The 24994-nt window shown below is 59.7% G+C and carries 23 protein-coding genes, 6 tRNA genes and 1 pseudogene; 21 read left to right on the top strand and 9 right to left on the bottom strand.

Annotated features, from left to right (window positions below):
• Positions 1-180: 180 nt before the first annotated feature.
• The 9 genes from HU718_RS22645 (at position 181) to HU718_RS22605 (ending at position 8337) form a co-directional block, all read left to right on the top strand.
• Positions 181-1206, top strand: a complete 1026-nt coding sequence (locus tag HU718_RS22645; protein WP_077574109.1) for an NAD(P)H-dependent glycerol-3-phosphate dehydrogenase — start codon at positions 181-183, stop codon at positions 1204-1206.
• Positions 1207-1227: 21 nt separating this feature from the next.
• A complete protein-coding gene (locus HU718_RS22640; RefSeq protein ID WP_008087808.1) occupies positions 1228-1575 on the top strand; it encodes a DUF4389 domain-containing protein in 348 nt (115 codons plus the stop codon).
• Entirely contained in the window at positions 1572-2024 is a 453-nt protein-coding gene (gene sixA, locus HU718_RS22635; protein ID WP_186614689.1) for a phosphohistidine phosphatase SixA, read from the top strand. Before HU718_RS22640 ends, sixA begins: the two co-directional genes overlap by 4 nt.
• Before the next feature lie 203 nt (positions 2025-2227).
• Positions 2228-3883 (top strand): AMP-binding protein, encoded by a 1656-nt coding sequence (locus tag HU718_RS22630; protein WP_150731336.1) that lies wholly within the window; start codon positions 2228-2230, stop codon positions 3881-3883.
• Between the two features lie 31 nt (positions 3884-3914).
• Positions 3915-4358, top strand: a complete 444-nt coding sequence (locus tag HU718_RS22625; RefSeq protein WP_095051070.1) for a hotdog fold thioesterase — start codon at positions 3915-3917, stop codon at positions 4356-4358.
• Positions 4359-4635: 277 nt separating this feature from the next.
• The gene (locus HU718_RS22620; protein ID WP_150706557.1) at positions 4636-5442 is read left to right on the top strand and encodes an alpha/beta fold hydrolase; all 807 of its coding nucleotides are present in this window, start codon (positions 4636-4638) and stop codon (positions 5440-5442) included.
• Positions 5439-6293, top strand: coding sequence for an alpha/beta hydrolase (locus HU718_RS22615; protein ID WP_186614691.1), 855 nt, complete (start codon positions 5439-5441; stop codon positions 6291-6293). Before HU718_RS22620 ends, HU718_RS22615 begins: the two co-directional genes overlap by 4 nt.
• Before the next feature lie 115 nt (positions 6294-6408).
• Complete coding sequence (locus tag HU718_RS22610) at positions 6409-7215, top strand: DUF4892 domain-containing protein (RefSeq protein WP_095120607.1); 807 nt, start codon at positions 6409-6411, stop codon at positions 7213-7215.
• A 69-nt stretch (positions 7216-7284) separates the two neighbouring features.
• On the top strand, positions 7285-8337 hold the full coding sequence (locus HU718_RS22605; protein ID WP_150811828.1) for an AI-2E family transporter: 1053 nt from the start codon (positions 7285-7287) through the stop codon (positions 8335-8337).
• A gap of 1030 nt (positions 8338-9367) precedes the next feature.
• Here HU718_RS22605 and xopAW read toward each other — a convergent pair.
• The 3 genes from xopAW to HU718_RS22590 all read right to left on the bottom strand — a co-directional run bounded on the left by xopAW (position 9368) and on the right by HU718_RS22590 (position 12253).
• A complete protein-coding gene (xopAW, locus tag HU718_RS22600) occupies positions 9368-10219 on the bottom strand; it encodes a XopAW family type III secretion system calcium-binding effector (protein WP_186614693.1) in 852 nt (283 codons plus the stop codon).
• 235 nt (positions 10220-10454) lie between these two features.
• Positions 10455-11504, bottom strand: a complete 1050-nt coding sequence (locus HU718_RS22595; RefSeq protein ID WP_186614695.1) for a sensor histidine kinase — start codon at positions 11502-11504, stop codon at positions 10455-10457.
• Positions 11504-12253, bottom strand: a complete 750-nt coding sequence (locus tag HU718_RS22590; RefSeq protein WP_437180865.1) for a response regulator — start codon at positions 12251-12253, stop codon at positions 11504-11506. Before HU718_RS22590 ends, HU718_RS22595 begins: the two co-directional genes overlap by 1 nt.
• 296 nt (positions 12254-12549) lie before the next feature.
• Between HU718_RS22590 and pyrF the strand changes: the two genes are divergently transcribed.
• Positions 12550-13248, top strand: a complete 699-nt coding sequence (gene pyrF / locus HU718_RS22585; protein ID WP_186614699.1) for an orotidine-5'-phosphate decarboxylase — start codon at positions 12550-12552, stop codon at positions 13246-13248.
• Between the two features lie 125 nt (positions 13249-13373).
• Here the strand turns inward: pyrF and HU718_RS22580 are convergent, their stop codons facing one another.
• On the bottom strand, positions 13374-14378 hold the full coding sequence (locus HU718_RS22580) for an NADP-dependent oxidoreductase (protein ID WP_122604964.1): 1005 nt from the start codon (positions 14376-14378) through the stop codon (positions 13374-13376).
• Entirely contained in the window at positions 14375-14512 is a 138-nt protein-coding gene (locus HU718_RS22575) for a hypothetical protein (protein ID WP_163004695.1), read from the bottom strand. The genes HU718_RS22580 and HU718_RS22575 overlap by 4 nt, the downstream gene beginning before the upstream one ends.
• Positions 14513-14607: 95 nt before the next feature.
• Here HU718_RS22575 and HU718_RS22570 point away from each other — a divergent pair, with 95 nt between their 5' ends.
• From HU718_RS22570 to HU718_RS30035, 4 genes and pseudogenes are all read left to right on the top strand, one after another.
• Positions 14608-15369 (top strand): SDR family oxidoreductase, encoded by a 762-nt coding sequence (locus HU718_RS22570; protein ID WP_007917441.1) that lies wholly within the window; start codon positions 14608-14610, stop codon positions 15367-15369.
• A 190-nt stretch (positions 15370-15559) separates the two neighbouring features.
• A complete protein-coding gene (locus HU718_RS22565) occupies positions 15560-16960 on the top strand; it encodes an aminotransferase-like domain-containing protein (RefSeq protein WP_150706551.1) in 1401 nt (466 codons plus the stop codon).
• A gap of 58 nt (positions 16961-17018) precedes the next feature.
• A pseudogene (locus HU718_RS30040) lies at positions 17019-18176 on the top strand (HAMP domain-containing protein); the annotation flags it as partial.
• Positions 18156-19037, top strand: a complete 882-nt coding sequence (locus HU718_RS30035; protein WP_412071115.1) for a methyl-accepting chemotaxis protein — start codon at positions 18156-18158, stop codon at positions 19035-19037. The pseudogene HU718_RS30040 and the gene HU718_RS30035, both read left to right, overlap by 21 nt.
• Before the next feature lie 821 nt (positions 19038-19858).
• Here HU718_RS30035 and HU718_RS22555 read toward each other — a convergent pair.
• Positions 19859-20617 carry a hypothetical protein gene (locus HU718_RS22555; protein WP_038364524.1) on the bottom strand — a complete coding sequence of 253 codons (759 nt, stop codon included), beginning with the start codon at positions 20615-20617 and terminating at the stop codon, positions 19859-19861.
• A 384-nt stretch (positions 20618-21001) separates the two neighbouring features.
• Between HU718_RS22555 and HU718_RS22550 the strand changes: the two genes are divergently transcribed.
• The 6 genes from HU718_RS22550 (at position 21002) to HU718_RS22525 (ending at position 21625) form a co-directional block, all read left to right on the top strand.
• Positions 21002-21077 (top strand) — tRNA-Glu (locus HU718_RS22550).
• A gap of 2 nt (positions 21078-21079) precedes the next feature.
• Positions 21080-21155: transfer RNA gene (locus HU718_RS22545), tRNA-Gly, on the top strand.
• Positions 21156-21259: 104 nt separating this feature from the next.
• Positions 21260-21335 (top strand) — tRNA-Glu (locus HU718_RS22540).
• A gap of 3 nt (positions 21336-21338) precedes the next feature.
• Positions 21339-21414: transfer RNA gene (locus HU718_RS22535), tRNA-Gly, on the top strand.
• A 57-nt stretch (positions 21415-21471) separates the two neighbouring features.
• Positions 21472-21547 (top strand) — tRNA-Glu (locus HU718_RS22530).
• 2 nt (positions 21548-21549) lie between these two features.
• A tRNA-Gly gene (locus HU718_RS22525) sits at positions 21550-21625 on the top strand.
• A gap of 128 nt (positions 21626-21753) precedes the next feature.
• Here HU718_RS22525 and HU718_RS22520 read toward each other — a convergent pair.
• The 3 genes from HU718_RS22520 to HU718_RS22510 all read right to left on the bottom strand — a co-directional run bounded on the left by HU718_RS22520 (position 21754) and on the right by HU718_RS22510 (position 23881).
• Positions 21754-22392 carry a LysE family translocator gene (locus tag HU718_RS22520; RefSeq protein ID WP_186613737.1) on the bottom strand — a complete coding sequence of 213 codons (639 nt, stop codon included), beginning with the start codon at positions 22390-22392 and terminating at the stop codon, positions 21754-21756.
• A 1-nt stretch (position 22393) separates the two neighbouring features.
• Positions 22394-23164 (bottom strand): 2OG-Fe(II) oxygenase, encoded by a 771-nt coding sequence (locus HU718_RS22515; RefSeq protein WP_095120600.1) that lies wholly within the window; start codon positions 23162-23164, stop codon positions 22394-22396.
• Positions 23165-23254: 90 nt separating this feature from the next.
• Positions 23255-23881 (bottom strand): alanyl-tRNA editing protein, encoded by a 627-nt coding sequence (locus tag HU718_RS22510; protein ID WP_186613739.1) that lies wholly within the window; start codon positions 23879-23881, stop codon positions 23255-23257.
• A 90-nt stretch (positions 23882-23971) separates the two neighbouring features.
• Between HU718_RS22510 and HU718_RS22505 the strand changes: the two genes are divergently transcribed.
• Entirely contained in the window at positions 23972-24970 is a 999-nt protein-coding gene (locus HU718_RS22505; protein WP_186613741.1) for a LysR family transcriptional regulator, read from the top strand.
• The last annotated feature ends 24 nt before the right edge of the window (positions 24971-24994 follow it).

Below are 24994 nucleotides of genomic sequence, written 5' to 3'. Positions count from 1 at the left end.
CGAAGAATTGGCGCGCATGTTAACCGAGGGCAGCGACTTTTCCAGTCACGTTGCAGGCATTTTCCTAGGTTTTATTGGTCTTCTTCCTACAAGTGTCGGTAATTGTTGCGGGGGCTGGCCGCGACCGGGGCGCCCCGTATAATGCCGCCATCGCCACTGGTATGGATTAACGGATTGCATATGACTGAACAGCGCCCGATTGCGGTCCTGGGAGGCGGAAGTTTTGGTACCGCCGTGGCCAATCTACTGGCCGAGAACGGCCATCAAGTCCGGCAGTGGATGCGTGACCCCGAGCAGGCCGAGGCCATCCGGGTCAATCGCGAAAACCCGCGTTACCTCAAAGGCATCAAGATTCTGCCGGGGGTGACCGCCGTCACCGATCTGCAGGAAACCCTCGACGCCTGTGATTTGTGCTTCGTCGCACTGCCGTCCAGCGCATTGCGCACGGTGCTCGCCGCCCACGCCGAGCGGTTGAGCGGCAAGATGCTGGTCAGCCTGACCAAAGGCATCGAAGCCCAGACTTTCAAACTGATGAGCCAGATTCTCGAAGAGATCGCCCCGAATGCGCGCATCGGCGTGTTGTCCGGGCCGAACCTGGCGCGCGAGATCGCCGAGCACGCGCTGACCGCCACCGTGGTCGCCAGTGAAGACGAAGAACTGTGCAAAGCCGTGCAAGCCGCGCTGCACGGTCGCACCTTTCGCGTGTATGCCAGCGCCGACCGTTTCGGCGTTGAGCTGGGCGGGGCGTTGAAGAACGTCTACGCGATCATCGCCGGCATGGCGGTGGCGCTGGAGATGGGCGAGAACACCAAGAGCATGCTGATCACTCGCGCATTGGCGGAGATGACTCGCTTTGCGGTGAATCAGGGCGCGAACCCGATGACCTTCCTTGGTCTGGCCGGTGTTGGCGATCTGATCGTGACCTGCTCATCGCCAAAAAGTCGCAACTATCAAGTCGGTTTCGCGCTGGGTCAGGGTTTGAGTCTCGACGAAGCGGTGTCGCGCCTCGGTGAAGTCGCTGAAGGGGTCAACACCTTGAAGGTGCTCAAGGCCAAGTCCCAGGAAGTCGGCGTGTACATGCCGCTGGTCGCCGGGCTGCACGCGATCCTGTTCGAAGGACGCACGCTGGAGCAGGTGATCGGTCTACTGATGCGAGCCGAGCCGAAAACCGACGTCGACTTTATTTCCACAAGCGGTTTCAACTGAGTGAGCCGGGAGTAGCAAGCCATGAACGATCCGAAAACCGAAGCCAAGTACGAATCCATCCTCCTGCGTGTGTTGTGGATGATCGTCTACGTGCTGGTCTGGCAAGTGGCGCAGTTCATCCTCGGTGCGGTGGTGCTGGTGCAATTGATCTATCGTTTGATCTATGGCGCACCGAGCGCCAGCCTGATGAATTTTGGCGACAGCCTGAGCCAGTTTCTGGCGCAGATCGGCCGCTTCGGCAGCTTCCACAGCGACCAGAAACCCTGGCCGTTCGCCGACTGGCCAACGCCGCGTACCCCGGAAGGTGAAGCACCGCACGCCGTTGCCCCGGCGCCACATCCGGTTCGAGATGAGGAACCCAAGCTATGAAACTCTGGGTATTGCGTCACGGTGAAGCCGTGCCTTATGGCTCGTGCCCCGATTCCGAACGGGAACTGACCGATGTAGGTCGCAAAGAAGCCTTGAGCAGCGCCGCGCGTTTGATCGGCCAGCCGCTGACGGCGATCTACGCCAGCCCTTATCTGCGTGCGCAGCAAACCGCGCAGATTGTTCGCGAGTCGCTGGGGTTCGAGCCGGAAATTCGCACGGTCGAGTGGCTGACGCCGGAGGTTGATCCGGACAAGGTCACCGATCAGTTGGTGTCTGTGAGCAATGTGCTGCTGGTCAGCCACAACCCGTTGGTGGGCAATCTGCTGAGTTATTTGCAGCATGGTGCCGGGTATCCGCCGGAGAAGGTCAGCACGGCCGGCCTGGCCGAGCTGGAAAGCCCAGAGTTGCTCATCGGCTCGATGACCCTCAACAGCCTCAAACATCCGTAACGCTGATCCCTTGTGGGAGCGAGCCTGCTCGCGAAAGCGGCGTGTCATTCACCCTTTATGTGTCTGACACACTGCATTCGCGAGCAGGCTCGCTCCCACATTGGTTTCTGCCAACCCATGAAATTATTTGTGTGAATTTTCCAACCAAGCACTTGCTTGGTTGACTACGCTTGCTCCAGACCCGAAAAACAGGAGCGAGTCGCATGTCTGCCGCATTCCGTTTGCCGCTGGACGTGTTTTACGAACGTGAAGCGCGGCACCCGCGCCAGCGCTTTCTGGTGCAGCCCATTGGCGGCGGCCAGGTCGAGACGCTGAGCTGGGCTGACGTTGGCCATCAGGCTCGCTGCGCTGCGCACTGGTTGCGCGCCCGCGAGTTGCCGCAAGGCAGTCACATCGCCCTGATCTCGAAAAACTGCGCGCACTGGATCATCGCCGACCTGGCGATCTGGATGGCCGGGCACGTTTCCGTTCCGCTGTATCCCAACCTCACCGCCGACTCCGTCGCGCAAGTACTCAATCACTCGGAAAGCGTCCTGGCCTTCATCGGCAAGCTCGACGACTGGCCGGGCATGGCCAAAGGCGTGCCAGCGGATCTGCCGACCATCAGCCTGCCACTGCACCCGCCCGGGGATTTCGATTTCACCTGGGCCGACCTGCAGCGCACTTCACCGATTCAGGACGATCCACGCCCGGCGGCCGAACAACTGGCAACGATCATCTACACCTCCGGCACCACCGGCCTGCCCAAAGGCGTGATGCACAGTTTTGCCAATCTCGGTTTTGCCACGACCCGTGGCACGCAACTGTTCGGCCTCAACGAGAACGACCGACTGCTGTCGTACCTGCCGCTGTGCCATGTCGCCGAGCGTATGTTCGTTGAACTGGCGTCGATCTACACCGGGCAGACCGTGTTCTTCGCCGAGAGCCTGGAAACCTTTATCATCGACTTGCAGCGAGCGCGGCCGACCGCAATGTTCGGCGTGCCGCGCATCTGGACCAAATTTCAGATGGGCGTGTACAGCAAGATCCCGGCGCAGCGGCTGGATTTTCTCCTCGGTCTGCCATTCATTGGCAAGCGGGTCGGGCACAAAGTATTGGCAGGCTTGGGGCTGGATGCCTTGCGCGTGGCGCTGTCCGGTGCAGCGCCGGTGCCGCAGACCTTGCTCGCCTGGTATCAGAAACTCGGCCTCGATGTATTGGAGGTCTACGGCATGACCGAGAGCTGCGGCTACTCGCATATCTGCCTGCCGGGGCAATACAAGCAGGGCTGGATCGGCAAACCGTGCCCCGATGTCGAAGTGCGTATCGACGAGTCGGGCGAGGTGCAGGTACGCAGTCAGGCGAACATGCTCGGTTACTTCAAGGAACCGCAGAAAACCGCCGATACCCTGACCGAGGACGGCTTTCTGCGCACCGGCGACAAGGGCGAGCAGGATGCTGAAGGGCGCCTGCGCCTGACCGGCCGACTCAAGGAAATCTTCAAGACCAGTAAGGGCAAATACGTCGCTCCGGCGCCGATCGAAAATCGTCTGGCCGTGCATTCGCGCATCGAACAGGTCTGCGTGGTCGGTGACGGTTTGAGTGCACCGCTGGGGTTGTGTGTGCTGTCGACGGTCAATCAGGAGGAGGGCCGGGCGAGTCTGCATTCGAGCCTGGAAAAACTCCTGGAGGAGGTCAATGCCGTGCTCGACAAGCATGAGCGCCTGCGCCGATTGGTGGTGGTCAAGGACAGTTGGGCGGTGGAAAACGGCTTTCTCACGCCGACGCTGAAGATCAAGCGCAATGTCATCGAAGACACCTATGGCGCGCGTTTCGAAGAATGGAGCGAGCGCAGCGAGGCGGTGCTGTGGCAGGATTGAGCGACGACTAAAACAACAAAGGAAGTCTGCGATGAGCTTGTGGCGTACCACTCCGAACATCGAGCAGTTGAACGCAATCCAGAAGAACACCATCGGCGAAGTGTTGGACATCCGCTTCGAAGCGTTCGACGAAGAATCGCTGACCGCGAGCATGGTCATCGACCATCGCACCCATCAGCCGTACGGTTTGCTGCACGGCGGCGCGTCGGTGGTGCTGGCGGAAACCGTCGGCTCGATGGCCAGTTACCTGTGCATCGATGCCAGCAAGTTTTATTGCGTGGGGCTTGAGATCAACGCCAACCATCTGCGCGGCTTGCGCAGTGGCCGGGTGACGGCGGTGGCCAAGCCGATTCATATTGGTCGCACCACTCATGTGTGGGATATCCGTTTGACTAGCGATGAAGGCAAGGCCAGTTGTGTATCGCGGCTGACCATGGCGGTTGTGCCGTTGGGTGAGCAGCCGCCCTCACCCTAACCCTCTCCCCGAGGGAGAGGGGACTGACCGGGCTGGATGTTCGAGTTGCGCCGACCTGAGTTATCGAGCCGAACTCAGGTTTTGAAACTCATGCAGATCTGCTCCCTTTCCCCCTCGCCCCCCTTGGGGGAGAGGGCTGGGGTGAGGGGGTAGCGATCCGACTGACTCACCATAGCCCTGACCGGACTGTCATCATTCCTGGCAGTTACGGTCATTGCTGTAAGGCGCGGTCTTACGGACAATCAACGCCACGTTTCCCGCTCATGGATTTGCCAGCATGCCGCAACCGATCTTTTTCGCCCACGCCAACGGCTTCCCTTCGGGTACCTATGGCAAGTTGTTCGCGGCGCTGGCGCCCGAGTATCGGGTTGCGCATCTGGAGCAGCACGCCCATGACCCGCGTTTTCCGGCGGACGACAACTGGTACAACCTCGTCGACGAGTTAATCCACCATTTGCAGCAGCAGGATCAGCCGGTGTGGGGCGTCGGCCATTCGTTCGGCGGTGTACTGCATTTGCACGCGGCGCTGCGTTGCCCTGAGCTGTATCGCGGCGTGGTGATGCTTGATTCACCCGTGCTGACCCGCACTGATCAGTGGGTGATCCGTGCCGCTAAACGTTTTGGCTTCATCGACAAACTGACCCCGGCCGGGCGCACGTTGGGGCGGCGCGAAGAGTTCGCCGATCTCGCCAGTGCGCGCAGCTATTTTGCTGGCAAGACACTGTTCCGTGGTTTCGATCCGGAATGTTTCGATGCCTACTTGCAGTACGGTTTGCATCAGGTCGGCGACAAATTGCGCCTGCGTTTCGACCCCGCCACCGAAATCAGCATCTATCGCGGCGTGCCGCACACCAGCCCTGGCCGTACCCGGCAATTGCAGGTGCCGCTGGCGGTGGTGCGCGGGCACAAGAGCCGCGTGGTCATGCGCCATCACACCCGTTTCGTTTCGCGTCTGGCCCAGGGTGAGGCACTGAGCATGCCCGGTGGCCACATGTTTCCGCTTGAGCGTCCGCAGGATACAGCGCGGTTGTTGAAGAATCTGTTCACCCGCTGGGAAAACCGCCAGGACAAGGATTGCGCATGAGCCCGACCTTCGAAGAAGTGCGCCTGAGCCTGCCGCATATCGAGTTGGCTGCGCATTTGTTCGGCCCCGAGGACGGTTTGCCGGTGATCGCACTGCATGGCTGGCTCGACAATGCCAACAGCTTTGCCCGTTTGGCGCCCAAGCTCAAAGGCTTGCGCATCATCGCTTTGGACATGGTCGGGCACGGGCATTCCGGGCACCGACCGAATGGCGCCGGCTATGCGCTGTGGGATTATGCCCATGACGTGCTGCAGGTTGCCGAGCAATTGGGCTGGAAGCGTTTCGGCCTGCTCGGGCATTCGATGGGCGCCATTGTCTCGATGGTGCTGGCGGGGTCGTTGCCGGAACGCATTAGCCATCTGGCGCTGATCGACGGCGTCATTCCTCCTACAGACAAAGGCGAAAACGCCGCCGAGCGCATGGGCATGGCTCTGCAAGCGCAACTGGATCTGCGCGAGAAGCGCAAACCTGTCTACAACACCCTCGACCGTGCTATCGAAGCGCGGATGAAGGGGCTGGTCGCCGTCAGTCGTGAGGCGGCTGAATTGTTGGCTCAGCGCGGGCTGATGCCGGTGCCCGGCGGCTACACCTGGCGCACCGACAATCGCCTGACCTTGCCATCGCCGCTGCGCCTGACTCAGGAACAAGCAATGTCGTTCGCGCTTCGAGTCAGTTGCCCCGCGCATCTGGTGGTCGCGGCTGACGGCATGCTGGCCAAACATCCCGAGCTGCTGGAGCGTCTACCCTTTAGCCGGGAACAGTTGGCGGGCGGGCACCATTTGCACCTGAACGATGAGGCCGGGGCCGACCTTGTCGCAGACTGTTTCAATCGGTTCTTCGCCATTCCTTGACTTGCTGCGGGCAACTGTCGAGGCTGGTCGGGTTGAAATGGGAGACAACCACGATGGATTTCTACACCGCTGCGACCTCGAATTACCCAGTCATGCCGATCCGATGAGGCTGACTATGCGGTCACTCAGTCTGTTGGCACTGTGCTGTTTCAGTACCGTTTCGTTCGCCGCCGATGTGCCGGGCAGTCAGGACTTGCAGATCGTGCCGCGTCTGGCCGACGCGCAAATCGTCGACTATCGCCCGCCCGTGGAGCTTGAGCGGATCTATCCGCTGGGTTCAATCCGCAAGATCAGTGGCCAGCTGCGTTTCGATGGCCAGGTCACCGCGCGTGGCCAAACCACTTCGGTGACCTACGAGTTGCCACCCGAACATTCCGCCACCGAAGCCTTCACCGCCGCCCGCGAAGCCTTGCAAAAGCAGGACGCTGAATTGCTGTTCTGGTGTCAGGCGCGTGATTGCGGCGAAAGCAGTCTGTGGGCCAACGAAGTGTTCGGTAACGCCAAACTGTATGGCGCCGACGAGCAACAGGCCTATCTGCTGTTGAGGCTGGCCGCACCGCGTGACAACACGCTGGTAGCGCTTTACAGCATTACTCGCGGCAATCGCAAAGCCTATCTGCATGTCGAACAGTTCGAAGCAGTGGCACCGTTGGGTGAGCTGCTGCCGACCTCGGCGACGCTGTTGCGTCAGCTCAAAAGCACCGGAGAGCTGGATTTCCCTGATCGCGTGAATGAGCCGGATGATACCTGGCTACGGCTGATTTCCCGTGGCCTGAACCTCGACACGACGTTGCGGGTCACGGTGTCCGGGCCCAAGGCCGAAGCCTGGCGCGAGGCGCTGATCAATCAGGGCGTGCGCGCGGCGCGCATGGAAACCGGCAGTGTCGAAGGCTCTGGCCTGCGCATCGATCTGTTGCGTTAAGCTGTTTCAGGCGAGCACGAATCGCGTGTTCGCCTACTCTTTGCCTGACTGACTTTTTCGAGACCTTACATGCTCAATAACGATCGCCTGCTGGTGCAGATCCTGCTGCTGGTGTTGTTTGGGGCCAGCCTGTGGGTGATGGCGCCGTTCTGGTCGGCACTTTTCTGGGGCGCGGTGCTGGCGTTTGCCAGTTGGCCGCTGATGCGCCTGTTGACCCGTTGGCTCGATGGCCGGGAATCGCTGGCTGCGGCGATTCTGACGTTGGGCTGGATGCTGCTGGTGGCGGCGCCGCTGGTGTGGCTGGGGTTTAACCTGGCGGATCATGTGCGCGATGCCACGGCGTTTATCAAGGATGTGCAGGTCGACGGTCTGCCGGAAGCGCCGGCCTGGCTGGGCACGCTGCCGCTGGTCGGTGAGCGGCTGGTCGGACTCTGGAACAGCATCGATCAGCAAGGTGCGGCGCTGATGGTCTCGGTCAAACCGTATCTGGGGCAGGTCGGTAACTGGTTGTTGGCGCGCAGTGCGCAGATTGGCGGCGGGATTCTCGAGCTGACGTTGAGCATTGTCTTTGTGTTCTTTTTCTATCGTGACGGGCCACGGCTGGCGGCGTTTGTGCACAGTTTGCTGGAGCGTTTGATCGGTGATCGCGCCGGGTATTACATCGAATTGGTCGCTGGCACGGTGCAGCGGGTGGTCAACGGGGTGATCGGCACTGCCGCGGCGCAGGCGGTTCTGGCGTTGATCGGGTTTTTGATTGCCGGGGTGCCGGGGGCGTTGGTGCTCGGGATTGTCACCTTTCTGCTGAGTCTGATTCCGATGGGGCCGCCGTTGGTGTGGGTGCCGGCCACGGCCTGGCTGGCCTGGAAGGGTGAGTATGGGATGGCGGTGTTTCTCGGGATCTGGGGGACGTTCATCATCAGTGGCGTGGACAACGTGCTCAAGCCGTATCTGATCAGTCGCGGGGGGAATTTGCCGTTGGTGATTGTGTTGCTTGGGGTGTTTGGCGGGTTGATTGCGTTTGGGTTTATCGGGTTGTTTATCGGGCCGACGTTGTTGGCGGTGGCTTATAGTTTGTTGACGGATTGGAGTAAGAGTCAGGGGCGGGTTGAGGAGCGACGCTGATTTTTGTGGGTATATCCGTTGCTGCGGTAACGGCGGCTTAGGGTTCCGCCCTTACGGCGGGTCACTTTTTCCAGGCGCCGAAAAAGTAACCAAAAAGGCTTGCTCCTACGTGCGGCCCGCTCGCTGGGGCTCGGGGTTCCTTCGCTGCGGGATCGATCCGGGCGCAGCGCCTACGGTTTGCTTCGCTGCACCTCCTCTCGCTGTGTTTGGCTGCGCCAAACGGTCGCTGCGCTCCCACGCCCGGATCAATCCCTCCACTCAGCCTTCCGACGTCGCCCGTGGATCAAGATCAAGAGCAGGCGAGCTGACACTCGGCCTATTGAGTGGTGAAGAGCGTGGGGTGTTCGGCGTTTGATTTGCGTTCAACGCGGTGTCGCATGTCGGCGTACCTCTTCCAAACACCTCGATCAGTTCCCTCTCCCTGTGGGATAGGGTAAAGGGCTTTTGATCTGTTTCAGAATCTGAGTTCAACTCGGTATTTCACGTCGGTGTAACTCGTCCAAACACCTCGATCAGTCCCCTCTCTCCCCGGGAGAGGGCTAGGGTGAGGGGCTTTTGATCTGTTTCAGAATCTGAGTTCAACTCGGTATTTCACGTCGGCGTAACTCGTCCAAACACCTCGATCAGTCCCCTCTCCCTCCGGGAGAGGGCTAGGGTGAGGAGCTTTTGATCTGTTTCAAAATCTGAGTTCAACTCGGTATTTCACGTCGGTGTAGCTCTCCCAAACACCCCGATCAGTCCCCTCTCCCTCTGGGAGAGGGCTAGGGTGAGGGGCTTTTGATCTGTTTCAGAATCTGAGTTCAACTCGGTATTTCACGTCGGTGTAGCTCTCCCAAACACGTCGGTCAGTCCCCTCTCCCTCTGGGAGAGGGCTAGGGTGAGGGGCTTTTGATCTGTTTCAGAATCTGAGTTCGACTCGGCATTTCACGTCGGTGTAGCTCTCCCAAACACCTCGATCAGTCCCCTCTCCCTCTGGGAGAGGGTTAGGGTGAGGGGCTTTTGATTGTCCGCGGCAAATAATGGCGTCGACTCAAGTCGCCACATTCAAATACTTGCCCACCGACGCCGTTTTCTCCAGCGAGTACTGTTTGCTCAGATTGGCAATCATGCGGTTCAGGGCTTCAGTGGTGCTCTGGGTCGAAGCGGTCTGCTCTTCCTCCGGTCGTTCTCTCCCAGCCTGTAGCGCCGCTTTCAGCTCATCGCTGCTCACGCCACCACTGCTGTCGCTATCGAGAACCTTTAGCAGCGCGGCACTGGTGTCAGTGGTTGAAGTCGCGCTGTCGCTGGTCTGTAGTGCGCTGCTGAGTTCTGTCGCGGTCACGCTGCCGTCGCCATCGGCGTCGAGCTGGCTGAACAGTTCGTCGCTGTTGATTGCTGGTGGCGGAGGCGGCGGAGGGGTCAGGCTGGCGGTGAGTTCGTCCTGGCTGACGGTGCCGTCCTTGTTCTTGTCGAGGGCGGAGAAGAGTTCGTTGCTGTCGGCGGTGCTGCCGGCGCTGGTCAGGCCGCTGCTCAGTTCGTCGCTGCTGATGGCGCCGTCGCCATCGCTGTCGAGGGCGCTGATCAGGGCGTCGGCGAGGTCGGTGTCTGGTGCTTGATCGTGTGGCGGTGGCGGAGGGGGCGCCATGGCGGTCATTTCTTCGGCGCTGAGGCTGCCGCTGGCGTCGCTGTCCAGATCGCCGAACTGTTTGCTCAGGTTGACCAGCAGGCCGTCGTCGGACTTCTGCGACAGGGCGCTTTTCAGTTCGTCCTGATCCACCGCGCCGTCGCCGTTGCTGTCGAGTTTGGCGAACAGTTCTTTTTGCAGTTGCTGGCTGCGGGCGTTTTGCGTGGAGGTGCTGCTGGTGCTGGTATAGCTCGTGTAATTGCTGACACTACCGATCATCGGACTCACTCCCTGGAATGGAAAACCGGTGGGTGTACCGGCTTATGCAGCGTCAGGGCGCAAGTTGTCCGGGGTATGTGGGATTTGTACCGGACGGTACACACGGCAGAATGAACACCGCCGAACCCCTGTGGGAGCGAGCCTGCTCGCGAAGAGGGCGGTACATTCAAAAGAGATTTTGGATCAGTTGACGCCTTCGCGAGCAGGCTCGCTCCCACAGGGGGCGGTGGTGTTCTCAGGGGCGCGGCAGGCGAATGACGGCAGTGAGGCCACCGCCGGGGGTTTCTTCGAGGTTGAGTTGTCCGCCCAGACGTTGCGCTGCCTCGCGGGCAATGGTCATCCCCAACCCCACACCGCCAGAGTTGCGATTGCGCGAGCCTTCCAGGCGATAGAACGGTTCAAACACCGCTTCACGCATGTCCTCGGCAATCCCCGGGCCGTGGTCGATCACGCGGATCAGCAGTTGCTCGCGCTGATCCTGCAATTCAATCCGCGCCTGCCCGGCGTAACGCAGAGCATTGTCCATGAGGTTGTTGATGCACGAACGCAGCGCCATCGGCTGCACCGGCAACGGTGCGCAATGGCCGCTGACCTGCACGTCGGCGCCTTGGTCCTGAGCGTTTTCGCACAGTGATTCGACCAGCGCCTGCACGTCCATCAATTGCAAGGCTTCGCTGGTGCGCTGTTCGTGCAGGTAGGTGAGGGTGGCGTCGAGCATGCCGATCATGTCGTCGAGATCCTGACGCATCTGGCCTTGCAGCTTTTCATCGCTGATGTTTTCCAGACGCAGTTTCAGGCGTGACAACGGTGTGCGCAAATCATGGGACACGGCACCGAGCATCCGCGCGCGCTGCTGCACCTGTTCGCGAATGCGCCGTTGCATCAGGTTGAAGGTGTGCGCCGCTTGTCGTGCTTCGCGCGGGCCGGACTCGTCGAGCGGCGGGCTGTCGAGGTCTTCGCTGAGGCGTTCGGCGGCGTCGCTCAGGCGCTGGATCGGGCGACTGAGCAGTTTGGCGCCGTACCATGCCGCGATCATCAGCGTGATGAATTGAAAGGTCAGCGGTACTATCGGGCCACCGAACCACGGACGCGGTGGCCGTGGCGGATAGCGTGGGTCTTGCGCCATTGGTTGGCCGTTGGCGCCTTGGGAGAATTCCGGCGGCGGCGGCGGCGGAGGCGGGCCGTAGAGGCGGAACCAGGTGAACGCCAGCAGGTGCGCGAGGACGATCGCCACGAACAGCACGCCAAACAGGCGGCCGAACAGCGTGTCGAAGCGCGCCCGCATCAGCCGATGTCCCGCGCGTCGAACAGGTAACCCTCACCGCGCACGGTTTTGATCAACTGTGGAGCTTTCGGGTCGTCACCGAGTTTCTGCCGCAGGCGCGATACCAGCAAATCAATGCTGCGGTCGAACGCTTCGATCGAACGACCCCGGGCCGCGTCGAGCAATTGCTCGCGGCTGAGCACCCGGCGCGGACGCTCGATGAAAACCCACAGCAGGCGGAATTCGGCGTTGGACAGCGGCACCACCAAGCCATCGTCAGCGATCAACTGACGCAGCACGCTGTTCAGGCGCCAGTTGTCGAAACGAATGTTGGCCCGTTGTTCGGTACGGTCATCGCGCACCCGGCGCAGGATGGTCTGAATGCGCGCGACCAGTTCACGCGGTTCAAACGGCTTGGCCATGTAGTCATCGGCGCCGAGTTCCAGGCCGATGATGCGGTCAGTCGGTTCGCAACGGGCGGTGAGCATCAGGATCGGGATGTCCGATTCGGCGCGCAGCCAGCGGCACAGCGACAAGCCGTCTTCGCCGGGCAGCATCAGGTCCAGCACGACAACGTCAAAATGCTCGGCGAGCAGCGCTTGACGCATCGCCGCACCGTCGGTCACGCCGCTGGCGTGGATATTGAAACGGGCGAGGTAATCGATCATCAGCTCACGGATCGGCACGTCATCGTCGACGATCAGCGCACGAATGCTCCAGCGCTTGTCGTCTTTAGACTCATCCGTCGCGGTCATTTGGGTGTTGTGCATGAGGCTGTTCATCTGCCAGTAGGCCGCCAACCACAAAAGATAGGCTGCGAGGTTGTGGTTTCAGCATAGGCGTCCGGCCGTGAGGCGGGAAGTGCTGATGTAAGGACGTGTTGCGGCTGGCGAGGCTAGCGCGGGTGCTTGTTGCTGGCATGTCGGTTGTGTATCGGAGTCGACACAATAGCAGCGAGCGCTATGCTGATCACGGTCGGCGCGACGATTTACCGATCATCGGGTGCCGCGCCGCCGCCGGTTCCGCTACAATGCGCGCCGATTTCGACCTGCCTGAGAGCCCATTCATGTCCGTCTGCCAGACTCCTATCATCGTCGCCCTGGATTTCCCCACCCGTGACGCCGCACTGAAGCTGGCCGACCAGTTGGACCCGAAACTGTGCCGGGTCAAAGTGGGCAAGGAACTGTTCACCAGTTGCGCCGCAGAAATTGTCGGTACCCTGCGTGACAAGGGTTTTGAAGTATTCCTCGACCTGAAATTCCACGACATTCCCAACACCACCGCGATGGCCGTGAAAGCCGCCGCCGAGATGGGCGTGTGGATGGTCAACGTGCATTGCTCCGGTGGCATGCGCATGATGGCGGCCTGCCGTGAAGAGCTGGACAAGCGTAGCGGGCCGCAACCGCTGCTGATCGGCGTGACCGTGCTGACCAGCATGGAGCGTGAAGACCTCGCTGGTATCGGTCTGGATATCGAGCCGCAAGAGCAGGTTCTGCGTCTGGCCGCGCTGGCCGAGAAGGCTGGCATGGACGGTCTGGTGTGCTCTGCGCTGGAAGCCACGGCACTGAAAACCGCGCATCCGTCGCTGCAACTGGTGACCCCGGGGATTCGTCCGGCGGGCAGCGCGCAGGACGATCAGCGCCGCATTCTGACACCGCGTCAGGCGCTGGATGCCGGTTCCGATTATCTGGTGATTGGCCGTCCGATCAGCCAGGCGGCGGATCCGGCACAGGCGCTGGCGTCGGTTGTAGCTGAAATCGCCTAAGCAAACACTGCAAAAACCTGTAGGAGTGAGCCTGCTCGCGATAGCGGTATGTCAAACAACGTTAATGTTGACTGACACACCGCTATCGCGAGCAGGCTCACTCCTACATTTGTTTTGTGGTGGGCTTAAACCTTCAACACCAACTTGCCAAAGTTCTCACCGCTGAACAATTTCATCAGCGTCTCAGGAAAGGTCTCCAGACCTTCGACGATGTCTTCCTTGCTCTTGAGCTGCCCCTTGGCCATCCAGCCGGCCATTTCCTGCGCGGCACTGGCGTACTGCGCCGCGTAATCCATCACCACAAAACCTTCCATCCGCGCGCGGTTGACCAGCAGCGACAGGTAGTTGGCCGGACCTTTGACCGCTTCCTTGTTGTTGTACTGGCTTATCGCGCCGCAGATCACCACCCGCGCCTTCATGTTCAAGCGGCTCAACACCGCATCGAGGATGTCGCCGCCGACGTTGTCGAAATACACGTCGACGCCTTTCGGGCATTCGCGTTTAAGCCCGGCCACGACATCTTCGGACTTGTAGTCGATGGCGCCGTCAAAGCCCAACTCATCGATAAGGAACTTGCATTTGTCAGCACCGCCGGCAATGCCGACCACGCGGCAGCCTTTGATCTTGGCAATCTGTCCGGCAATGCTGCCCACTGCGCCCGCTGCACCGGACAACACTACGGTGTCACCGGCCTTCGGTGCGCCGACATCCAGCAGGGCGAAGTAGGCGGTCATGCCGGTCATGCCCAGCGCTGACAGGTACACCGGCAGCGGCGCCAGTTTCGGATCGACTTTGTAGAAACCTCTTGGCTCACCGAGGAAATAATCCTGCACGCCAATGGCGCCGTTGACGTAGTCCCCGACCGCAAAGCCCGGGTTGTTCGAGGCGATGACTTTGCCGACGCCCAGCGCGCGCATGACTTCACCGATACCCACCGGCGGGATGTAGGACTTGCCTTCGTTCATCCAGCCACGCATGGCCGGGTCGAGGGACAGGTATTCGTTCTTGACCAGAATCTGGCCCGCCGCCGGTTCGCCGACCGGCACTTCCTGATAGGTGAAGGTCTCGCGGTTGGCCGCACCCACCGGGCGCTTGGCGAGCAGGAACTGGCGATTGGTCTGGTTGGTCATGGCAGGCACTCGAACGGAATGAAGTCTTGTTGATAGACGCTTGGCTGCATTGGCGCAAGGTTGGCTGATGCGGCGAATGCACGCCGATCCAGTGCAGTGATGATCACCGGGACGGTTTTATCACTGCGACGCATGGGCACCTAAACAGCCATTGGATAGTGCTGACGCTCGGCATACCTCAATGACTATGCTGCAAATCACCTGCAGCTATCCCTTTGAGGACATAACAATGAGCATGACGTTTTCCGGTCAAGTTGCCGTAGTCACCGGCGCGGCCAACGGCATCGGCCGGGCGACCGCCCAGGCATTCGCCGCCGAAGGTTTGAAAGTGGTGGTGGCCGATCTGGATGCGGCAGGGGGCGAGGGTACGGTAGCGCTTATTCGTACAGCCGGCGGCGAAGCGACCTTCGTGCGCTGCAACGTGACCGTCGAAAGCGAAGTGAAAAATCTGATGGACGAGGTGATCAATACCTACGGCCGTCTCGACTATGCCTTCAACAATGCCGGCATCGAAATCGAAAAAGGCAAACTGGCCGAAGGCTCGATGGATGAGTTCGACGCGATCATGGGCGTCAACGTCAAGGGCGTCTGGCTGTGCATGAAGTATCAACTGCCGCTATTGCTGGCTCAGGGCGGCGGGGCGATCGTCAATACCGCCTCAGTCGCGGGGCTGGGCGCGGCACCGAAGATGAGCATCTATGCGGCGTCGAAGCATGCGGTGATCGGTTTGACCAAATCGGCAGCCATCGAATACGCCAAGAAGAAAATCCGCGTCAACGCTGTGTGTCCGGCGGTGATCGATACCGACATGTTCCGTCGCGCCTATGAGGCCGATCCGAAGAAGGGCGAATTCGCCAATGCCATGCACCCGGTCGGGCGCATCGGTAAAGTCGAGGAAATTGCCAGTGCCGTGTTGTATCTGTGCAGCGACGGTGCGGCTTTCACCACCGGCCACTCGCTGGCAGTCGACGGCGGCGTCACCGCATTCTGAACAACGCGCAATAAAAACAGCCCGCATTCGTTGCGGGCTTTTTTATGGATCACGGTCAGTTCCGTGAAGCTCCTTAAACAATGTGTATCAAATGGTTAGAACGGTCGCTTTTGGCGGCGTTGTCGCACAGCCTGTCCGGCGCGGCTGTGATTTACTGCCGCCAGCAAAACGGACAGGAGTTTGCTTGCTCATGGAATTGAGAATTGATCGACAGGCAATGGTGCCGGTCGTGCAGCAGATTGTTGACGGACTGACCGAGTGGATCCTGCAAAGTGGCGTAGTGCCGGCCACCCGTTTGCCCTCCGTGCGGCAAATCGCCCGGGATAACCTGCTCAGTCAGTCGTGTGTTGTCGAGGCGTGTGAACGGCTGGTATCGCAGGGCGTTCTTAGCGCCCGCCAAGGCTCCGGGTTCATTGTCGCCGCCTCGCCATCGACACTGGGCGCCGATGATGAATTGGCGCCATTCGAGGGCCGCTATGCCTGGTGTGATGCAGTGTGCGAGGCAGCCGGGGGGTTGAAGCTGGGGGCCGGTGGTCTGCCGCAAAGCTGGCGCGAGCCTGACGACCTCAGCTATGCGCTGCGCGAGGTGGCGCGCACCGATATGGCCAGCCTGTTCAACTACAGCACGCCTTTGGGACTTCCTGCGTTGCGCGAGCAGATCGTCAAACGTCTGAAGCTGTTCGGTATCGAGGCTCGCAGTTCGCAGTTGCTGAGTACCTGCGGCGCCAGCCACGCGCTGGATCTGATCGTGCGCAGCTTGTTCAAGGCCGGAGACTGCGTGGTGGTCGAGACACCAGGGTATGCGCCGCTGTTCGATCTCCTGCGCCTGCACGGCGTGCGGATGCTCGAGGTGCGTCGTACCCCGAACGGGCCGGATATCGAAGCGCTGGAGGCTTTGCTGCAACAGTTTCGGCCTGGCGCATTGTTCATCAACAGCCATCATCACAATCCCACCGGAAGTTGCCTGTCGGCTAGCGTGGCCCAACGCATCCTGCAACTGAGCAAGGCCTATGATTTGCGCGTGATCGAAGACGATGTCTACGCGGATTTGCATACGGGCAACGGTACGCGACTGGCGGCGCTGGATGATGAGGGGCGGGTCATCTATGTGGGCAGTTTTTCCAAGACACTGAGCAGTTCGTTGCGGGTCGGGTTCGTCTTCGCCGAAACCGAAATGGTCAGGCGACTGGCTCAGGTCAAGATGATCAGCGGCTTGGGGGCGTCGAGGTTTACCGAGGCGGTGCTGGCCAGTCTGATGGTCAGCGGCGCTTACCGCAAACTGGTGCAGCGCCAGCGCCAACGCTTGAATGCCGATCGTGCCGCCGCGCTGCAGGCGCTGGAGGACGCCGATTGGGAGGTTTTCGGCAAGCCTGCGGGTGGGTTGTTCATCTGGGCGCGCTCGCGCATGACCGATCATGTTCGGGTACGCCGGCAGGCGCAGTATTGCGGCGTGTTGCTGTCAGCGCCTGATGCGTTCAGTCCCTGTGGCGAATCGGGCGACTGGTTGCGCATCAACGTCGCATACGCCTGCGATCCACGCGCTCGGCAGTTTTTTCGCAACACCGGTTCGGATCGACCTCAAGCGTTCTGAAAACGACGCGGGCGTAGCTTTTTGCCATTATTCCGACACCAGAGACTTGTGCGGGTGGATGGCCGTTGCGACTCTTCGCTCTACTGACAATGGCAGGGGACTACGCGCAATGATTTCGGCCATGCAAGGACGTTTTGCCAACCTCGGTATGGCAAAAAAACTGGGTATCGGGTTTGTGCTGGTCTTGCTGCTGACCGCGCTGGTGGCAGCCATTGGCGTCTGGTCCCTGCAAACCATCAGTCAGCGTTTCGACGGGCTGAAACAGATGTCCTCGCTCAACAGCAGTTTGCTCAAGGTGCGCCTGCTCGAGCAGGAATATGCCTTGCGCGGCGATCCGAAAACCGCCGATGCCTTGCGTAAGGGCGTCGACGAACTGGTTGCTCTGGCTGATCAGTTGAAGGCGCAGTCGGCGGCCAATGTGCCGGTCATGAACGATGTGCAGCAGTCGCTCGGCGCTTATCGCAAAGCGTTTGATGAGTTTGTTTCGTTGACCCAGGCCAAGGACCTCGCACTGGAAATGGCCAGTTGGTCGGTGTCCAGTGTGGCCAATAACCTCGATGTGTTGCAGGCCGGACTTGCCGACGACGGTGCGTATACCTTGAAGGACACCGAGGGCAAGGACGGAGCGCAGTTCATTGAGCAGGCCAACCAGGTCAGTCAGGTGTCGCGGTTGATGCTGCAAGCGATGAACGAAGCGCGGATTCGCCTCGATCAAAGCCGCAAGGGCGATGCCGACAGTGCCGGCAAGGGCAATATCGAACAGGCCGCGCAGGCTCAGGCGCAAGCCGAAGAACTGAAAACCACGGTCAAGGACGAGGGTTACCTGACCGTTCTCAATGAAGTGTCCGGGCATATCGCCGGTTTCAACGACAAACTGGCCGAGTACACCGGATTGCTCGCGCAGGAAAAAACCGTCTACGAGCAATTGCACCAGCGTGCCGACCAAGTGGTCGAGCGGGTGAATCAGGCTTATGTCGCTGAAGACGGCGCGATGCAGGCGGAACTGAAGAAAAACTCGTTGCTGATCATTGGTTCATCGGCGCTGGCGCTGTTGGTCGGATTGTTGGCTGCGTGGCTGATCACTCGACTGATCGTCGCACCATTGCGCAGCGTGATTCAGGTCGCCCAGCAGATTGCCGCCGGTGACTTGAGTGCGACCGTGGAGGTGACCCGGCGTGACGAGATCGGCCAGTTGATGTTGGCGATGCAGCAGATGGGCGCGGGACTGAGTGCGATTGTCAGCGGGTTGCAGGCAGGTATCGAGCAACTGGCCAGTTCGGCGCAATCGCTGTCGGCGGTCACCGAGCAGACCAACCTTGAGGTCAGCAGCCAGAAGGAAGAAACCGAGCAGGTGGCCACGGCAATGAACCAGATGACCGCCACCGTGCATGACGTTGCGCGCAATGCCGAAGAGGCGGCGTTGGCTGCGCAGACGGCGGATGACAAGGTCGAGAGTGGTCAGCAGGTGGTGCGCCAGAGCATGGCGCGCATTGAGCAATTGGCTGATTCGGCGACGTCGGCCAGTTCCAGCATCGAAAGCCTCAGTGCGGAAATCCAGAATATCGGGACGGTGCTGGGGGTGATCAAAAGCGTCGCTGAGCAGACCAATCTACTGGCGCTGAATGCCGCGATCGAGGCGGCTCGGGCCGGGGAGCAGGGCAGGGGCTTTGCGGTGGTGGCCGATGAGGTGCGCGCACTGGCTCGGCGCACGCAGCAATCGACTGAGGAAATTGAACGGCTGGTGAGTGCATTGCGCTCGGCGGCGCATTCGTCGGTGCAGCAGATTCAGAGCAGCGGGGAGTTGGTGAAGCTGGCGGTGAGTGATGCGTTGCAGACCGAGAGTGCGCTGGGGAGTATTGCGGTGGCGGTGTCGTTGATTCAGCAGATGAATCAGCAGATTGCGGCGGCGGCCGAGGAGCAGAGTTCGGTGGCGGAGGAGATCAATCGCAGTGTGACGAGTATTCGCGCGAGTGCGGATCAGTCGTCGATCGCGATGCGCGGGAATGCGGCTTCGAGTGTTGAACTGGCGCAGTTGGGGAGTGAGTTGCGTGGGATGGTTGGGCATTTTCGGCTTTGACGCTTTGGGCTTGGCGGCCTTTGGGCCGGCCAGGCTCTTGGGGTTTTGGGGGAATATCCGTTGCTGCGGGTGTTGCTGATTAGGGTTCCGCCCTTACGGCGGGTCACTTTTTCCAGACGCCGAAAAAGTAACCAAAAAGGCTTGCTCCTACGTGCGGCCCGCTCGCTGGGGCTCGGGGTTCCTTCGCTCCGGGATCGATCCGGGCGCAGCGCCTACGGTTTGCTTCGCTGCACCTCCTCTCGCTGTGTTTGGCTGCGCCAAACGGTCGCTGCGCTCCCACGCCCGGATCAATCCCTCCACTCAGCCTTCCGACGTCGCCCGTGGATCAAGATCAAGATCAAGAGCTTCAGCCGAGCTAACGCTCATCCTGTTGAGTGGTGAGGAGCTGATGCGGTTGCGAGGTGGGCTGCTTTTGCTTTTCTGTGGGAGTGAGCTTGCTCGCGAAGGCGGCCTGACAGCCGACCAATCCTCTATTGGATGTACTCAGTCCCAATGTAGGCGTGAGCCTGCTCGCGATGGCGGCCGGATAGTTGACCAACCTCTGTCAGATGTACTCAGCCCCCTAGTAGGAGCGAGCCTGCTCGCGAAAGCGGCCTGACAGGCGACCCATCTCTGTCAGATGTGCTCAGCCCCCTTGTAGGAGTGAGGCTGCTCGCGAAAGCGGTCTGGCAGCCAACCCATCTCTGCCGAATGTACTCAAACCATGTGGGAGCGAGCCTGCTCGCGAAAGCGGCCTCACATTCACCGGTTTTCTATCAGGTTCACTCCCGCAAACCTACAAAAAAGCCACCTCTCGGTGGCTTCTTTTTCAACATTTGCAATCAGTCGTAAATCACTTTCTTCTTCCAGTCGGCATCGGCCTCGGCATCTTTGAGGCCGGCGGTCAGTTGGTTCTCTTCACCCTCAACCGGTGCAATCTTGTCCATGACCTGGGCGTTGGCGCGGGCCAGCAGTTTTTCCAGGTATTGCAGTTGTTCTGCATACACCTGTGGATCCTGCTGTTTGCGCAGGTATTGCACGCCGCGTTCGAAGGCGAGGCGGGCCTGGCCGGGCTGGTTTTGTTGCAGGGACTGTTGGCCGAGGTTGTTGAAGAATTCGATATGCAGCAGCACCAGGATGTGGCGGACTTCGCGGATCCAGTGTTTGGCTTCGTTCGGTGGCAGGAAGCCATCGTGCGCGGCGCGGGTGATTTGGCCGTGAAGGGCTTCGAGCAGGAAGCGTACGTCTTTGGCTTTGGCTTCGGTCAGGATTGGCGCCGGAGGGTTGTTGACCGGGATCGATTCGCCTTGGGCAACCAGTGCGCTCAGTTCGGTGATGCGCGCTTTGGTGGTGGCGCTGGTTTTTTCCAGGTTCAACAGACGTTGACAGACGTTCAGTTCCAGACGGGTCAGCAGCAGCTTGAGTGCGGGGGTCATGAACTGGCCCGGGAAGGTCTCGGTCAGTTCGCCGCAGCGGCGCAGGCGGTCGTTGAGTTCGACCTTGGTACGGGCCTTCTCCAGTTTGTTGTTTTCCACCACATGGTTCATGTAGCCAATGGCGATCAGAATTGCGATCCCGGCTATGACTAGCAGGGTGATCATGAGTGGTGTCACCGGTAAGACCTCTTTATAGGGTTCGCATGCGAGTGTAGTGGCTGGGCATTTAACCGCCTAGCGCCGCTCGACTGGTTGGATCGGCAGGTTCAATCTGTATCGGCCGCACGCTGCTTATATGAATGCTGGCGCTGCGGGTGCAGATTGCCATCACTGTGCGGTGGACTATAACGTCTTGGCGAGTGGCGGAATATAGGCGTCAATCGTCGGGCGACGGAAAAGCCCGGTTGCTGCCGTAAAGCAGGTCGAAGTCATTGATTTAAATAAATTTATATCAAGGGGTTGACGACCTCTCAATCCATCCATAGAATGCGCGCCACTTGCAGCGTAAAGCACACAGCGAAGCGCGGCAGGGAGTGAATGTTGTAGTGTGTCCCCTTCGTCTAGTGGCCTAGGACACCGCCCTTTCACGGCGGTAACAGGGGTTCGAGTCCCCTAGGGGACGCCAATGCGGGAATAGCTCAGTTGGTAGAGCACGACCTTGCCAAGGTCGGGGTCGCGAGTTCGAGTCTCGTTTCCCGCTCCAATTTTAAACAGCAGTGCCTTCGGGCGGTGCTGAGTGAAACCAGAACCAAGTCTTCGGATGCGGATCTGGACACCGAAACACACACCATGTGTTCCGGGTAGCGTGTCCCCTTCGTCTAGTGGCCTAGGACACCGCCCTTTCACGGCGGTAACAGGGGTTCGAGTCCCCTAGGGGACGCCATTTGCGGGAATAGCTCAGTTGGTAGAGCACGACCTTGCCAAGGTCGGGGTCGCGAGTTCGAGTCTCGTTTCCCGCTCCAAATTCTAGAAACGCCGCTCCGTGAGCGGCGTTTTTATTAGTGAAAGTTGTAGCCTGTGTCCCCTTCGTCTAGTGGCCTAGGACACCGCCCTTTCACGGCGGTAACAGGGGTTCGAGTCCCCTAGGGGACGCCATTGCGGGAATAGCTCAGTTGGTAGAGCACGACCTTGCCAAGGTCGGGGTCGCGAGTTCGAGTCTCGTTTCCCGCTCCATATTCACAAAAACGCCGCTCAATAGAGCGGCGTTTTTGTATGCGCGGGATTTGTGGTTGTGCCATCAGGTCATGCAGAAAAAGGCCCGTCGAAGCGATTCGGCGGGCCTTTTTGCGTTTTGCGTCTGCCTACCAGGACAGCATCAGGCGGCCGGCAAACAGAATCAGCACTACGCCCATGGTGCGTTCGAACCAATGTCCCATGCGCATGAACAGCAGGCGTACTTTGCTGCTCGAGAAAAACAGCGCCACGATCACGAACCACAGCGCGTTTACAAAACACATCCACAAACCATAGAACGCCTGGATTTGCAGAGGTGTTTCAGCGCTGATGATTGTGGTGAAGATGGCCAGGAAAAATAGCGTGGCCTTGGGGTTGGTTGCGTTGGTCAGAAAACCGGTGCTGAAGGCTTTGAACAAGGTTTGTGCAACCACCGGCTCCTCACTGTTTTTCTCACCTTCAAGGGCCGATTTGGGTTTACTGCGCAGCAGACTGATACCCAAATACAGGATGTAAGCGCCGCCGATCAGTTTGGCGACGGTCGACAACCAAGGGGTCGTGTGCATCAATGCCCCCACGCCCAGTAGCGTGTACAGCACGTGTACGGAAATCCCCGCGCCAATACCCAGCGCCGTGCAGATCCCCACCAGTCGGCCGAAGCGTACGCTTTGGCGAATAGTCACCGCGAAGTCCGGGCCGGGAGCAACCACAGCCAGGAAGTGAATAGTAGCCAGCGCCAGAAACTCGCCCAGATAATTCGAATACATCTCAGCTCCAGTAGGTCAGGGGTGAAGCATTGCCGCGATAGCCGACAAAAAAGGAAAGGCTCAAGCGCGGATCTGCCACGCCCGGGGTCACCGAGTGCATGCGACGCGAATTGAACATGATGAAATCGCCGGGTTGCGGTCGGACTTCCAGCGCGGGTGGGCCGAGCAGCGCCGGTTCGATGCCGTAACTGTCGCCACGCATCTCGTCGAACTGATCCGGGGTGATGTCGTCGTCCCACATCTGCAGCGCACCGCCCTCGGTCGGCATGTTCAGATAGACGTTGCAGGCGAACTGCGCCTCCAGGCTGCGGGCCTGGAAACTGTCCGGGGCGTCCTTGGCGAAGATGTCGTGATGGGCCAGGAAGCACACGCCGGGTTTCACTACTCGCGACAGGCCGACATACATTTTCCGGCCGTAGAGATTTTCCAGGTGTGCGCCGGCCGGCCAGGATTCGTCGAGCATGCAGCGCAAGGTATCGATCGGTGACGAATAGGGGGCGCAGCGATTGCGCAATTCCGCGATGTTGCTGGTGGCGCGTTCGAAGTAGTCTTCGATCAGTAACGGCTGGTTTTCCGCCTCATAAAAAGCCATGCCGATGCGGCCGATGCTCGGTGCGTTGATGTAACCCTCAAAACCTGGAGCAAGAATTTTGTTGCCAATCTGAATGGCCAGCGGCTCAGGCAGAAAACCTTTGACGCGGATGGCGAGGACTTCTTCGTTGGCCAGTTTTTTTATGCACGTCTCATCGAGACGCTCGACGTCTAGCATCATTGTTTTTAGGTCCATCTATCGATAGTCAACGGAACCGGCGAATGCGGTTCCCCCGGCGTCGGACGCTGCGTGAGGCAGCGCCCGAAATGCTCAATCCACGCTGTAGTGGACGGACAACGTGCCTTTCTTCTGCGAAAGGGACGCGATCGTGACTGTGCCCAGATCCTTCAGGCTACGTACATGGGTGCCGCCGCAGCCATAGGCGGGCAGTTCACCAAAACCGATTTCCCGCGCACCTTCGCGTAGCGAGGTCAGGCGGGGCAGGTCGTGCTCGATCCAGTGGTCGATCCCGGTTTGAACGGTCTCGGTATCGACTTCCTGCGCAGCTTCGCCGGGTTTGAATTGCACTCGACCTTCATCCGGCCAGTGGTGTGCCTTGATCGGCATCCAGCCCATGGCCTGAACGAAATGTCCGATCAGATGGCCGGCCGAATGCATACGGGTGTTGAAGCTGCGGCGTTCTCCATCGACATGGATACAGGTCATGCCAAGCTTTACGGGGCGGTCGACGTAATGAACGATCCGGTCCGGTTCCTGTACGACGCGTAATACCTGGCTCTCATCGATCCAGCCGGTATCGCAGGGCTGGCCACCCCCTTGCGGATGGAACAGGGTGGCGCGCAGCACCACCGCAAATTCGTTCTCGTGGGGCGTGCAGTCGAGGACTTCTACATTAGCCTTGAGGTCATCACTATGGAAAAAGAGGCGAAGCGTCATATTCCATGCCCTTATTTAAATTTCTATTTTTATTATATGAATCGTGTAATAACGTGATAATCCGTTAAAACATCAAAGGACTTGTGCGCTGTGAGCATAAATCTTCCGCTCCCGCTGCTCGGTGAGATGGCAATCTTCGTCAAGGTCGTGGAAACCGGCAGCTTTTCTGAAGCGGCTCGGCAACTGGGTTCATCGCCGTCGGCGGTCAGTCGCAGTATTTCGCGGCTGGAAAAAGCCTTGGCCACGCGACTGTTGCAGCGCACTACGCGCAAGCTGCGTTTGAGTGATGGCGGCGAAGAGGTATTCAAGCGTTGTCAGGAGATGGTAAGCGCGGCCAAGTCAGTGATGGAAATCAGTGGCCAGTTCACCCATGACGCGGAAGGGCTGGTGCGGGTCAGCGTGCCAAAAGCAGTCGGGCGGTTTGTGATTCATCCGCACATGCCAGAGTTTCTGCGGCGTTATCCCAAGGTTGATGTCGAGTTGCTACTGGAGGATCGCCAGGTTGATTTGATCGACGACCATGTCGATCTGGCCATTCGTATTACGGATCGACCACCGGCCGGGTTGGTCGGGCGGCAATTGCTGACCATCGATCATTTGCTCTGTGCCACGCCGCAGTACCTGGCCGAGTACGGCACCCCGACTCACCCTCATGATTTGCTCAATCACAGCTGTATTTATCTGGGTGAAACCCCCAGCGATGCACGCTGGAAATTCAAGAAAGGCAGCAAAGCGGTAACGGTGGGTGTGCGCGGTCGCTATGCCGCCAATCACACCGGTGTGCGATTGGGTGCGGTGTTGCAGCACATCGGCATTGGCAGCCTGCCGTATTTCACTGCCCGTTACGCACTTGAGCAGAAGTTGATTGTGCAGGTGCTGCCGGACTGGACCTTTCTGGCGTCCTACCATGGCGGACTGTGGTTGCTGCATTCGCCGACGCGCTATCTGCCACCCAAGTTGCGCGTGTTTATCGACTATCTGGTGGAGTGTCTGCAGAAAGAGCCGACCTTGAGCAAGCCGGGCAAGTCAGGTGGTGCGAGTAACGCAGCCATGGCGTATGAATTACCGGAAAGCGAGGGATTGCTGTAACGCAGAAGCAAAAGATCGCAGCCT

Source organism: Pseudomonas tensinigenes (assembly GCF_014268445.2).
Lineage (GTDB): Bacteria > Pseudomonadota > Gammaproteobacteria > Pseudomonadales > Pseudomonadaceae > Aquipseudomonas > Aquipseudomonas tensinigenes.
This window is presented reverse-complemented; position numbering and strand designations above follow the sequence as displayed.